Raw genomic sequence first — 12,249 nt, forward strand, 5'->3', positions numbered from 1 at the left:
GAATAAGATAAAAACAGTTTATAAGCTGCGCTGTGCAAAGTCCCGCAGGCGGAAACCAAGCGCATACAGTGCGGCAAAATAGGCACCGGCACCGGCAATCACCACACCCATCAGGCGCAGCATACGCATCAGCATATTGCCCTGTGACCATTCCGGCATCAGATACATCATACCCACCAGTACCGCGGCCATAAACAGCATTGCGATCACCAGTTTGAGGAAAAATTTTCCCCAGCCCGGCAGCGGTGTGAAGATATTCTGTTTGCGCAGTTGCCAGTACAGCAGTGAGGCGTTGAAACAGGCCGCAATACCAATCGACAGCGCCAGACCGGCATGTTTAAACGGCCCGATAAAGGCCAGGTTCATCAGCTGTGTCAGGATCAGCGTGGCAATCGCGATTTTCACCGGTGTTTTGATGTTCTGGCGGGAATAGAATCCCGGTGCCAGTACTTTAATCACAATCATCCCCATCAGACCGACGCAGTAGGCAATCAGTGCCTGTTGTGTCATCAGGGCATCAAAGGCGGTGAAATTTTTGTACTGGAACAGGCTGACCGTCAGTGCTTCCGCCAGAATCGCGAGCGCCACCGCACACGGCAGAGCCAGCAGGAAACAGAGACGCAATCCCCAGTCCATCAGTTTGCGGTATTCGGTGGTATCCCCTTTGGAGAAGCTTTTTGCCAGCGACGGCAGCAGAATCGTCCCCAGTGCCACCCCGAGCACACCGGACGGCAGTTCCATCAGACGGTCAGCGTAATACATCCAGGAGACCGAGCCGGACACCAGGAATGAGGCAAAAATGGTGTTGATAATCAGTGAAATCTGGCTGACCGATACCCCGAGGATCGCCGGCCCCATCAGTTTCATTACCCGCCAGACCCCGCTGTTACGGAAAGAAACTCTCGGCAGCACCAGCATGCCGATTTTTTTCAGGTGCGGCAGCTGATAGGCAATCTGTAATACCCCCCCTGCCAGCACAGCCCACGCCAGCGCCATAATCGGCGGATCAAAATACGGGGCGGCAAACAGTGCAAAACCGATCATACTGACATTCAGCAGGGTCGGTGCAAATGCAGGGACGGAAAAACGGTTCCAGGTATTGAGGATCCCCCCCGCCAGTGAAGCGATGGAGATCAGAAAGATATACGGAAAGGTGACTTTCAGCAGATTGGCGGTCAGCGTAAATTTATCCGGGTCATCGGTAAAACCCGGTGCGGTGACATAGATAATCCACGGTGCGGCCAGCATTCCGAGCACGGTGACCACCGCCAGAATCAGTGTCAGCATCCCGGAAACATAAGCGATAAAGGTGCGGGTCGCTTCCTCGCCCTGCTGAGTTTTATATTCCGATAAAATCGGCACAAAGGCCTGGGAAAATGCCCCTTCGGCAAAAATACGCCGCAGCAGATTCGGCAGTTTAAAGGCGACAAAGAAGGCATCGGCAGCCATCGATGCCCCGAAAATCCGGGCGATAATGGCATCACGGATAAAGCCGAGTACACGCGAGAACATCGTCATCGAGCTGACGGCGGCGAGAGATTTCAATAAATTCATGCTGAGTGTGCTGGTCAGATAACAAAGGCGGAAATAGTATCACGATAACGCGGGCGGAACAGAAAAACCCGCCGTTATCGTGGCTTAACCCAGTCCGGGGTGGTCAGTGCGGTCAGAACATGGTCACGCCACCGGCCGTTAATCATCAGATAATCTTTTGCGTAGCCCTCTTTTTCAAACCCGAGCCGGGCAAGGAGTTGTCCGCTGCGCTGATTATGCGGCATATAGTTTGCCATAATGCGGTGCATGCCCTGCTGACGCTGCATATAGCGCAGTGTCGGCTCCAGGGCTTCCTGCATATAATGCTGCCCCTGCCATTTTTCTCCCAGTGAATAGCCGAGAAAACAGGCGTAAAACACGCCGCGGATGACATTACTGTAGTTCGCCACCCCCATCACCTCATTTTCAGCCTGATCCAGCAGCAGAAAATGGAAAGCGGTGCCCTGACGGTGCATATCCGTCATCAGCTGTAAGCGGGATGACCAGCCGGAAGGATGATAGTGGCTGCGGTCGCGGAGAGGCTCCCAGGGTTTCAGAAATGCTTCGTTTTCACAGTAATATTCACTGATGCGGTACGCGTCCCGCTCGTGCGCCAGCCGGACCACCATTCTGTCCGTGTTAAAACGCAGCTGCGGCGTATTCGCGCGGTAGCCGAACAACATAATTCCTCTCTCAGAAGGCCGTAGTCAGGGTGTGCTTAACCACGTTCCGTCGATAAAAAAAATATCATCCTGAATTCTCTGTTATCAGACGCTGAATAAGCAGAGAATAGAAGGCGTAATCATCTCCCTTTTTTCTATTCCTTTCAATATTTAATGTGGTGCTGAATGTCACTTGTCAGACAAGCCCGGACGCTGGGTAAGTACTGGTTGCTGGTGGATAACCTGCTGGTTGTTCTCGGCTTCTTTGTGGTCTTCCCGCTGATCTCCATCCGTTTTGTTGAACAACTCGGCTGGGCGGGGATTGTGGTCGGGTTTGCTCTGGGGCTGCGCCAGCTTGTCCAGCAGGGGCTGGGAATATTCGGCGGTGCGATTGCTGACCGCTTCGGTGCCAAGCCGATGATCGTCATCGGTATGTTTCTCCGTGCAGGCGGTTTTGCCCTGATGGCCATGGCGGATGAGCCGTGGATCCTCTGGCTCTCCTGTATTCTCTCGGCTATCGGCGGCACGCTGTTTGACCCGCCGCGCACTGCGCTGGTAATCAAACTGACCCGCCCGTATGAACGCGGCCGTTTCTATTCCCTGCTGCTGATGCAGGACAGCGCCGGGGCGGTACTCGGGGCACTGCTCGGCAGCTGGCTGCTTATCTATGACTTTCATCTGGTCTGCTGGGTGGGCGCGGCAATCTTTATTATCACCGCCCTGTGTAATGCCTGGCTGCTGCCCGCTTACCGCATTTCCACCACCCGCACCCCGGTCAAAGAGGGGCTGACCCGCGTACTGAGTGACAAACGGTTCTCCCGCTATGTGCTGACACTGACCGGTTATTTCATTCTCTCCGTGCAGGTGATGCTGATGTTCCCGATCATCGTCAACGAACTGGCGGGCACACCGGCGGCGGTGAAATGGATGTATGCCATTGAGGCTGCATTATCACTGACTCTGCTCTATCCGCTGGCCCGCTGGAGTGAAAAACACTTCCGGCTGGAAACCCGTCTGATGGCCGGTTTATTCCTGATGAGCCTGAGTATGTTCCCGGTCGCACTGACTCATTCACTGCATGTATTATTCGCGATTATCTGTTTGTTCTATTTAGGTTCGGTGATTGCCGAACCGGCACGGGAAACCCTCAGCGCGTCACTGGCGGATCCGCGCGCACGCGGCAGTTACATGGGCTTCAGCCGCCTGGGGCTGGCATTCGGCGGTGCCATCGGTTATACCGGCGGCGGCTGGCTGTATGATCTGGGTAAAGAAATGCAATTACCTGAACTTCCCTGGTTTTTACTCGGTACAATCGGGCTGATTACACTGATAGCACTTTACCGCCAGTTTAACCCGAAGAAGATAAGCCCTGCCGTATTAAATTGATCCGGATATTTGGGATTTGCCGCAGCACAGGTTAGTATCGGGTGGTATACAACAGGAGATACCGATGAGATTATTCCTTTTTACCGCGGCACTGGTCGCAGCAACAGTTTTAACCGGCTGCGATAAATTAACCGAAATCAGTGTCAGTGAAGAGACCATTAACAGTGCGGTGGCAGAGAATATCCATCTGAATAAACAGATTGGTATGGATGGTGTGGCAGATGCGGATTTTACCCTGGAAAAACTGCTCACCGAGATTGGCCGTGAAGAGCCCGGCAAAGTAAAACTGACGGCAATCGGCTCGCTGAAGCTGGTTTCGCTGTTCGGTTCACGGGATTTCACTATTTCAATGTCTCTCAGCGCCGCACCGTATTTCGATGCCACCAGCGGGTCAATCTATATGCGGGATGTTGAAATTACCAATTACACGCTGGATCCGGACAAATGGGATACCCTGATTTCCGCGCTGATCCCTTATCTCAATCATACACTGAGCACCTTTTTCAATATCACCCCGGTGTATGTTCTGAATGGCGATAATACAGCCGAAGCGGCTGCGAAGAAGTTTGCCAAGGGCATTGAAATTCGGCCTGGCCGGATCGTTATCCCGTTAACCGAATAATTTCGATTAAAAATTTTAATTGTGATAGTAAATTATTAATTCACTAAATTATGATACCGTTCCTTAACTATCCCGCTGGGAACGGTATCACCTTCCTGTTTTGCAGAAGAATATGACGAAAATTCAATGCATACGAAAAGATACCAGGTTATCCCATTCTGACGCATCTGCAGTACGCTTCCTGTAAAACAGAGTGAAACACTGATTTTTCTGCTGTTACAGATAAAATTAATTTGTGATTGAGCGCTTTTTTCTGAATCTGCAGGATTCTTTTTTGATGATATATTTCACAATTCATAAACATTTTTAACACTCATCTAATCTCTTTCAGTAACATCAGAAAATAACTATTCCGGATAAGGATCATCTGATGCTGACACTGATTGGGCTGCTGATCATCATTTCTATTGTCGTTCTGCTGATGACAGGAAAAACCAGCCCTGTAATTGCCATGTCTGTTATTCCCCTGCTCGGCGCCCTGCTGGCCGGCTATTCCCTGCCTGAAATCACTGAATTTTTTGATTACGGCATCAAAAAAGTGGCCAGTGTCGCAGTGATGTTCCTGTTTGCCATTCTGTTTTTCAGCATTATGAAAGATCTGCACATCTTCAATCCGTTTATCCGCCTGATGATCGGGCTGACCCGGGGAAATGTGGTCATTGTGGCGATGGTTACTGCGCTGGTGGCAGCCGTTGTGCATCTCGACGGTTCCGGTGCGGCAACGTTTCTGATTATTATCCCGGCGTTTTTACCTATCTACCGGCGGCTGGGTATGAGCCCGTATCTGATGTTGCTGCTGATGTGTATGAGTATGGGGGTAATGAATATGGTGCCGTGGGGCGGACCGCTCGGCCGCGCCTCTGCTGTGACCGGTATTTCCGCTTCAGTGCTGTGGCAGCCGCTGATCCCGGTACAAATCATCGGTATTACCGCATCGGTGCTGGTTGCCGCGCTGTTTGGTCTGCGGGAAAAACGCCGGATCGCCCGGGCGGCACAATACGGCACCACGCCGTATGAGCAGGATTCGCTTCTTGAATTGTATGATGAGGCGGATAAAGAACACGGTACGGAAAAACCACAGCGCTTTCTGATTAATATCTCGCTGATCCTGCTGGCTATCCTCAGTCTGGCACTGGGGTGGCTCGCGGCACCGTATATCTTTATGCTGGCGCTCTCCGCCGCTCTCATTGTCAATTACCCGAAACCAAAAGACCAGGTAGCCGTGATTAACCATCATGCCCCGCAGGCGTTATCTATGGCAGCAATTATCCTTTCCGCCGGGGTATTCCTGGGGATTATGGATAAAGGCGGGATGCTGGAGTCCGTGGCAAAGGATCTGCTGCTGATTATTCCGGGACATATGGCGGAACAGTTTCATATTATTATCGGGATGATTGGTGTGCCGCTGGATATCTTTACCAGTACCGATGCCTATTACTTTGCCCTGCTGCCGATTGTCCGTGATGTGGTGGCATCCGCCGGTATTCCGCCTGCTGATGTGGTGTATGCCATGGCTATCGGTAATAACGCCGGAACCTTTGTCAGCCCGTTCTCACCGGCTGTGTGGCTGGCGGTGGGGATTGCCGGGGTGGATATGGGGCGGCATCTGCGCTACTCCTTCTTCTGGATCTGGCTGTTCAGCTTTATCACCCTGGCGGCAGGCTGGTTCCTCGGGCTGTTCTGAGCCGGATACAAAAAGCCCGGTCATCTGACCGGGCCTGAAAAATAATATGTGACAACGTCACACATTAATCATCGTTTTCGTCTTCTTCTGCGTCTTCTGTCAGCTCTTCATACAGCGCGGACAGTGCTTCACGGGTCAGAATAGCCAGGGTGCGGTAAAAGCCGTGCTGTGCATGTGACTCAACTTTCCCGAGAAATGCATCACTCCACGGCAGCAGATAGTCCGCAAACAGCGCCGTCTGCGCACTGACTTCATCTTCCTGTGCCTGATCTTCCAGCCAGGATGCCCCCAGCAGCAAAGATCCGAAACTGTCTGTTACCGCATCAGTCAGCGGCATACCGCGTTCACTGAGAAACTGACGGACTTCACTTTCCGGTTCACCGGTATAGTCCGACCGGAGCTGAGCCACCGCCCCGTCAGCAAACAACTGCTGATAATCCGCTGCCAGTTCCGCACTGTCGCAATGCTCAGCCAGCCGTGTCAGCAGTGCATCCTGCTCCAGCGGCCAGTGGGCTTTCAGCTGCCCCTGCTTAATCATCGTCAGAACCGGTGCCAGCACAGGATCAGCCGGAGCGCGGTTAAACAGGGTTCCGAGCAGGCGGCAGACCAGTGAAAATTCATTCATACTTCAAATCCTTATTAACTGAGTTGCCGCTATTGTCCGGATTGTCCTTATTGCTGTAAAGAATTAATACCCCAGCTCCATATTCACCACGCCCTGCGGTGCTTCGCCCCGCTCAATCCGCTCAATATTAGCAACGATGGCTTTCATTGCCTCTGACGGAATGGTAAATGCAGCAATGTGCGGCGTGACATCCACCCGCGGGTGGGTCCAGAACGGGTGCATTTCCGGCAGCGGTTCGGTGGCGAACACATCCAGGCTGGCACCGGCAATCTGTCCGTCATCAATGGCTTCCAGTAAATCGTTATCCACCAGATGCGAACCGCGCGCCAGGTTAATCAGGTAAGAACTCTGCGGCAGCTTACTGAACAGTGACTGGTTGAGGATCCCTCTGGTCTGCGGTGTGTCCGGCAGCAGATTGATCAGCAGGCGGCTGTGGCTTAAGAATTCATCCAGTTGATCGTTGCCGTGGAAACTGGTCACGCCGGGGATCTGTTTTGGTGTCCGGCTCCAGCCATGGACTTTAAATCCGAATTCTGCCAGCTTTTCCGCCACGGAACGGCCGAGAACTCCGGTTCCCAGCACACCGATTTCGAATTCATCAAATGTGAAAGCAGGCTGTGCTTTCCAGATACGCTGCTCCTGCTGGCGTTTATAAATATCCATCTTGCGGAAGTACCACAGCGCCTTGGCAACCGCGTACTCCTGCATCTGCGCCCCCATCCCGGTATCTTCAAGGCGGATCACCGGCACCCCGGCAGGCAGTGTGCCCGGGTTTGCCTGTTCCTGTTTCAGAATGGCATCCACCCCGGCACCCAGCGCAAAGACCCCTTTCATGGTGGTCCGCCCGGCCAGACACTCACGCGGCGGTAACCACACCAGGGCATAATCCGCCGGCTGGTTATCACCCGGAACCCATTTGCGGATATCCGCCTGCGGCAGGTGTTTTTTCATGCCGTTGATCCACAGCTCAGAATCAAAAAAAGGATGGTAGAAAATAATATTCATGCGGCGCTCCTCTGTTTTTTTACCAGCCTGATAGGATTACGCAAAGAATTCAAGCCCCGGACAGATTTTCGTATCGTTAAAATGTTGTTATTGTTAACTGACCTGCATATTTTTCCGGCAGATGATTTTCCGCCGGAAAAAAATCAGCGGTTATTTTTCAGGCAGCCGGTACGCTGTTTTCAGCGGATTTGCTATGTTAATCACCAATATGCTGTTTTTTTGGTTAAACAAACGAAAAAACACATTTTTTTTCATGGCGTGTATTGACGGGTTACGTCGCTTCCCCTATAGTAGCGCCCCGTTGCAGCGAGATATCAACGCAACGAACAGTACCCCGGTGAGATGTCCGAGTGGCTGAAGGAGCACGCCTGGAAAGTGTGTATGCGCGAAAGTGCATCGAGGGTTCGAATCCCTCTCTCACCGCCATCTTAAGAGAAGAGCCTGCTGAGCAATCAGCAGGCTTTTTTTCGTTTCTGCTTTTTCTTTTTTATGCTGCTATCCGGTCCGGCGGCAGAATATCCTGTTTTATTACACCTTAACTTCTTCATATTTTTGATTTTATTTTAATATCCGCTATTGTATACAGCGTCATTTGATGTATCTCAGCTAAATCTCTCCCTGTTTTGCGTAGACTAATGCGCGTTGGCGTCTCCCTATTTTTTTCATATGACTCAGAGGTGACAGTTGTCCGGAAATGAAAATTTCAACATTTAAAGGATTATCTCTTTTTACTGCATTAATTGACTCGTGCTGGAAACAGCCTTACTCCGTTTCCCGTCTGATAAAAGATACCATTGCAGGTATCACCGTCGGGATTATTGCTATCCCACTGGCCATGGCATTGGCTATCGGCAGTGGTGTGGCACCGCAATATGGCCTGTATACGGCCGCTATCGCCGGTATTGTGATTGCGGTGACCGGCGGCTCCCGTTTCAGTGTCTCCGGGCCGACCGCCGCGTTTGTGGTGATCCTCTACCCCGTATCCCAGCAGTTCGGGTTAGGCGGGCTACTGATAGCCACTCTGATGTCCGGGATTATCCTGCTGGCAATGGGTCTGGCGCGTTTCGGTAAACTCATTGAATATATTCCGATTTCCGTGGTGCTCGGCTTCACCTCAGGGATTGCGATCACCATCGCCACCATGCAGGTGAAAGACTTTTTCGGTCTGACCATGGCGCATGTACCGGAAAACTATGTTGATAAGGTTATTGCCCTTGTCAGAGCCATGCCGACCATCAATCTGTCGGATACCCTGATTGGCGTAACCACACTGCTGGTGCTGATCTACTGGCCGAAACTGAAACTTCGTCTGCCGGGACACCTTCCCGCTGTAATTGCCGGGATGCTGGTGATGCTGGTGCTGTCCCTGTTCGGCATGGAAGCGGCCACCATCGGCTCCCGTTTCAGTTATACCCTGGCGGACGGTACACAGGGTGCGGGGATCCCGCCGATTCTGCCGCAGTTTATCCTGCCGTGGAATTTACCGACCCCGGACGGCAAAGAATTTGTGTTCAGCTGGGCCACCATTACCGCCCTGATGCCGGCAGCGTTTTCGATGGCAATGCTGGGCGCGATTGAATCGCTGCTCTGTGCGGTGGTGCTTGACGGTATGACCGGCAAAAAACATAACTCCAACGGCGAATTACTGGGTCAGGGACTGGGTAATATCACCGCACCGTTCTTCGGCGGCATTACCGCCACTGCTGCTATCGCCCGTTCGGCGGCTAACGTGCGTGCCGGTGCCACATCGCCGGTCTCTGCTATTATTCACTCTCTGCTGGTGCTGCTGACTCTGCTGATCCTGGCGCCGCTGCTTTCTTATCTGCCGCTGGCCGCGATGTCCGCTCTGCTGCTGATGGTGGCATGGAATATGAGTGAAGCGGCTAAAGTCATTGAACTTATCCGCCGCGCGCCGAAAGACGATATTATCGTGCTGCTGCTGTGCCTGAGCCTCACTGTGCTGTTTGATATGGTCATTGCTATCAGTGTCGGGATTGTGCTGGCCTCACTGCTGTTTATGCGCCGTATCGCCAATATGACGCGCCTGAGTGAGTCTTCCTATACCGATCACGACAAAGGGCTTCTGGTTGTCCGGGTTAACGGCCCGCTGTTCTTTGCCGCTGCCGAGCGGATTTTTGATGATCTGAAAGTCAAAAGTTCGGGATATCACACCATTGTAATGCAGTGGGATGCGGTGCCGGTACTTGATGCGGGTGGATTAAAAGCCTTCCGCCGTTTTATTGACGAAGCTGGTGTGGATACACACATCGTGGTCACCGATATTCCGTTCCAGCCGCTGAAAACCCTGGCGCGGGCACGGATTGTCCCGGTTGAGAATAAAATCAGCTTTTACCCGTCGGTCAGTAAGGCACTGATTGAACTGGGGCTGATGGATGGTGTGACATCAGAGGCATGATAACCTCTGTAATCAGGCTATAATGAACAGAGCGGCGGGCGTAATGTCCGCCGTTTCTTTATCTGTTACCGGAGAAAAATCATGGCCGTATTCCGTCTTCCCTTTCTTAACTGGCTGATTATCAACGCCGTTGCAGCCATCTGGCTGTATGCCAAAGATGCACTGGTGATTCAGTTCAGCGGCTGGAGCGGCATTTTAGCCATATTGATCGGGCTGGAAAGTCTCGGCTGGATTGGTGCATCACTGGTGTATTTCCGCCGCCATAACACCACGCCGAACCCGCTCGGCGAAGCGACCCATCTCATCACCGGCGGACCGTTCCGTCTGTCACGCAATCCGGTCTACCTCGCGCTGACCACTGCCTGTATCGGCTTTGCTCTGCTGACCCACTCTTACTATTTTCTCATCGGCGGCCTTATTTTCTGGCTGATCACCGATCTGTTCAGCATCCCGCAGGAAGAAAAATTCCTTGCCGGAAAATTTAAACAGGACTGGGCGGCCTATTGCCAGCAGACACGGCGCTGGCTGTAATTCACGCTCAGATTGCGCTGCCCTGGCCGCCGTTTGCCAGCAGATACTGCCACAGGCCGTTCATGCCGAGCCAGCGGTTGCTGCACCAGTCCGGTGCCAGTAAGGTCGGACGCCGTGCGCTGGCGCAGATGCGGTGATAAATAACGTCCGGCGGTGTGTGGCGGATCATCTCCCCGGCGGTGGCGACATACTCTTCGAGGGAAATGGTGGGTAAGCGCCCCGCCCGCCAGGCTTTTGCCATGGTGCTGCCTTCCACAATATGCAGCGGATGCAGTTTGATACCTTCAACGCCGGTCTCCAGCACACGCTCAAGTGTGATGAGATTATCGGCTGCGGTTTCTCCCGGCAGACCGGTGATCAGATGACAACACACTTTCAGCCCGCGTTCACGGGCGGCCCGGGTGGTGGCCTGATAACAGGCAAAATCATGACCGCGGTTGATACGTTTCAGGGTTTTATCATGGGCGGTCTGTAATCCCAGTTCCAGCCATACCTCATAGCCCTGCTGCTGATAGCTTTGCAGCAGCTCCAGCACCGCCTCCGGCACACAGTCCGGCCGCGTACCGACACACAATCCCACCACATCAGCCTGTGTCAGTGCGGATTCATACATCTCTCGCAGCAGTTCAACTTCCGCGTAGGTGCTGGTATAGGCCTGGAAATAAGCAAGATAACGTTTGGCGCGGGTGATTTTTCCGGACTGCTGGCTCAGTTGATCCTCAATGGAATCATACTGTGCATTTTCATCCGCAAAAGAAGCCACATTACAGAAGGTACAACCGCCGCGCCCGAGGGTGCCGTCGCGGTTAGGGCAGCTGAAGCCGCCGTGGAGGGTGATTTTATGGATTTTTTCGCCATAACGGCGCTGAAGATCAGCGCCGAACATGTTAACGACTGTGTGAAGCTGCATCGGAAATTATTCGGTATCCAGCTCAGGGAAGCTTTTCACCAGATCGTCGATAGCTTTAACCTGCTGCAGGAACGGCTCCAGTTTTGCCAGCGGCAGCGCGGAAGGACCATCACAACGGGCATTATCCGGGTCCGGATGTGCTTCCAGGAACAGACCGGCCAGGCCGACTGCCATCCCGGCGCGGGCCAGTTCAGCCACCTGACCACGGCGGCCGCCGGATGCGGCACCAAACGGGTCACGGCATTGCAGGGAGTGTGTGACATCGAAAATCACCGGGCAACCGCCGGAGGCTTTTTCCATCACTTTAAAGCCCAGCATATCCACAACCAGGTTGTCATAACCGAAGTTTGCACCGCGATCACATAAAATGATCTGGTCATTGCCGCCTTCACGGAATTTTTCCGCGATATTACCAACCTGCCCCGGGCTGATAAACTGCGGTTTTTTGATGTTAATGACCGCGCCGGTTTTCGCCATGGCTTCCACCAGGTCAGTCTGACGCGCCAGGAAGGCCGGTAACTGGATCACGTCCACCACGTCCGCCACCGGCTGTGCCTGCCAGGATTCGTGAACGTCGGTAATAATTTTCACACCGAAGGTTTTTTTCAGCTCTTCAAAAATCTTCATCCCTTCCTCAAGGCCCGGACCACGGTAAGAATTGATGGAAGAGCGGTTTGCCTTGTCAAAAGAGGCTTTGAAGACGTACGGAATATTCAGCTTCTGCGTGACAGTCACGTAATGTTCGCAGATTTTCATCGCCAGATCGCGGGATTCAAGGACGTTCATGCCGCCGAACAGAACAAACGGCAGCGCGTTGCCGACACGAATATCCCCGATAGATACGACTTTCTGTTGCATGGTATAACCTTTTGGCA

At 52.9% G+C, this 12,249-nt stretch carries 11 protein-coding genes and 1 tRNA gene; 6 read left to right on the forward strand and 6 right to left on the reverse strand.

Going from position 1 to position 12,249, the window contains the following annotated elements; translation table 11 throughout:
• Window positions 1-18: 18 nt before the first annotated feature.
• Together murJ and rimJ are read right to left on the reverse strand one after the other, a co-directional pair.
• On the reverse strand, window positions 19-1,554 hold the full coding sequence (gene murJ, locus JL661_RS09685; RefSeq protein WP_004239461.1) for a murein biosynthesis integral membrane protein MurJ: 1,536 nt from the start codon (window positions 1,552-1,554) through the stop codon (window positions 19-21).
• Window positions 1,555-1,628: 74 nt separating this feature from the next.
• Window positions 1,629-2,213: a ribosomal protein S5-alanine N-acetyltransferase gene (rimJ, locus tag JL661_RS09690; protein WP_004239462.1), complete on the reverse strand. Its 585-nt coding sequence runs from the start codon at window positions 2,211-2,213 to the stop codon at window positions 1,629-1,631.
• Window positions 2,214-2,381: 168 nt separating this feature from the next.
• Here rimJ and mdtH point away from each other — a divergent pair, with 168 nt between their 5' ends.
• The 3 genes from mdtH (at window position 2,382) to JL661_RS09705 (ending at window position 5,887) form a co-directional block, all read left to right on the forward strand.
• Window positions 2,382-3,581, forward strand: coding sequence for a multidrug efflux MFS transporter MdtH (mdtH, locus tag JL661_RS09695; protein ID WP_004237312.1), 1,200 nt, complete (start codon window positions 2,382-2,384; stop codon window positions 3,579-3,581).
• A gap of 64 nt (window positions 3,582-3,645) precedes the next feature.
• Complete coding sequence (locus JL661_RS09700) at window positions 3,646-4,203, forward strand: lipoprotein (RefSeq protein ID WP_032098255.1); 558 nt, start codon at window positions 3,646-3,648, stop codon at window positions 4,201-4,203.
• Window positions 4,204-4,573: 370 nt separating this feature from the next.
• Window positions 4,574-5,887, forward strand: coding sequence for a CitMHS family transporter (locus tag JL661_RS09705; protein ID WP_062771700.1), 1,314 nt, complete (start codon window positions 4,574-4,576; stop codon window positions 5,885-5,887).
• Between the two features lie 64 nt (window positions 5,888-5,951).
• On the opposite strand, the gene JL661_RS09710 is transcribed toward JL661_RS09705, so the two are convergent.
• Both JL661_RS09710 and ghrA read right to left on the reverse strand, forming a co-directional pair.
• Window positions 5,952-6,512: a TorD/DmsD family molecular chaperone gene (locus JL661_RS09710; protein ID WP_062771703.1), complete on the reverse strand. Its 561-nt coding sequence runs from the start codon at window positions 6,510-6,512 to the stop codon at window positions 5,952-5,954.
• Window positions 6,513-6,575: 63 nt separating this feature from the next.
• Window positions 6,576-7,517 (reverse strand): glyoxylate/hydroxypyruvate reductase GhrA, encoded by a 942-nt coding sequence (gene ghrA, locus JL661_RS09715; RefSeq protein WP_046024622.1) that lies wholly within the window; start codon window positions 7,515-7,517, stop codon window positions 6,576-6,578.
• Between the two features lie 336 nt (window positions 7,518-7,853).
• Between ghrA and JL661_RS09720 the strand changes: the two genes are divergently transcribed.
• The 3 genes from JL661_RS09720 (at window position 7,854) to JL661_RS09730 (ending at window position 10,464) form a co-directional block, all read left to right on the forward strand.
• Window positions 7,854-7,943 (forward strand) — tRNA-Ser (locus tag JL661_RS09720).
• 268 nt (window positions 7,944-8,211) lie between these two features.
• Complete coding sequence (gene dauA, locus JL661_RS09725) at window positions 8,212-9,933, forward strand: C4-dicarboxylic acid transporter DauA (RefSeq protein ID WP_004237318.1); 1,722 nt, start codon at window positions 8,212-8,214, stop codon at window positions 9,931-9,933.
• Window positions 9,934-10,014: 81 nt separating this feature from the next.
• Entirely contained in the window at window positions 10,015-10,464 is a 450-nt protein-coding gene (locus JL661_RS09730) for a methyltransferase family protein (RefSeq protein ID WP_004237319.1), read from the forward strand.
• Window positions 10,465-10,471: 7 nt separating this feature from the next.
• Here the strand turns inward: JL661_RS09730 and mnmL are convergent, their stop codons facing one another.
• A complete protein-coding gene (mnmL, locus tag JL661_RS09735; protein WP_024472955.1) occupies window positions 10,472-11,374 on the reverse strand; it encodes a tRNA modification radical SAM protein MnmL/YtqA in 903 nt (300 codons plus the stop codon).
• A 6-nt stretch (window positions 11,375-11,380) separates the two neighbouring features.
• Entirely contained in the window at window positions 11,381-12,232 is an 852-nt protein-coding gene (gene kdsA / locus JL661_RS09740) for a 3-deoxy-8-phosphooctulonate synthase (RefSeq protein ID WP_004237321.1), read from the reverse strand.
• Window positions 12,233-12,249: the final 17 nt, after the last annotated feature.

The organism is Morganella morganii, assembly GCF_019243775.1.
Classification (GTDB): Bacteria; Pseudomonadota; Gammaproteobacteria; order Enterobacterales; family Enterobacteriaceae; genus Morganella; species Morganella morganii.

Excerpts from the sequence above, each read along its gene's own strand:
- murJ (WP_004239461.1), bottom strand. The coding sequence starts at position 1,554 with ATGAATTTATTGAAATCTCTCGCCGCCGTCAGCTCGATGACGATGTTC.
- mdtH (WP_004237312.1), top strand. The coding sequence starts at position 2,382 with ATGTCACTTGTCAGACAAGCCCGGACGCTGGGTAAGTACTGGTTGCTG.
- JL661_RS09700 (WP_032098255.1), top strand. The coding sequence starts at position 3,646 with ATGAGATTATTCCTTTTTACCGCGGCACTGGTCGCAGCAACAGTTTTA.
- JL661_RS09705 (WP_062771700.1), top strand. The coding sequence starts at position 4,574 with ATGCTGACACTGATTGGGCTGCTGATCATCATTTCTATTGTCGTTCTG.
- JL661_RS09710 (WP_062771703.1), bottom strand. The coding sequence starts at position 6,512 with ATGAATGAATTTTCACTGGTCTGCCGCCTGCTCGGAACCCTGTTTAAC.
- ghrA (WP_046024622.1), bottom strand. The coding sequence starts at position 7,517 with ATGAATATTATTTTCTACCATCCTTTTTTTGATTCTGAGCTGTGGATC.
- dauA (WP_004237318.1), top strand. The coding sequence starts at position 8,212 with ATGAAAATTTCAACATTTAAAGGATTATCTCTTTTTACTGCATTAATT.
- JL661_RS09730 (WP_004237319.1), top strand. The coding sequence starts at position 10,015 with ATGGCCGTATTCCGTCTTCCCTTTCTTAACTGGCTGATTATCAACGCC.
- mnmL (WP_024472955.1), bottom strand. The coding sequence starts at position 11,374 with ATGCAGCTTCACACAGTCGTTAACATGTTCGGCGCTGATCTTCAGCGC.
- kdsA (WP_004237321.1), bottom strand. The coding sequence starts at position 12,232 with ATGCAACAGAAAGTCGTATCTATCGGGGATATTCGTGTCGGCAACGCG.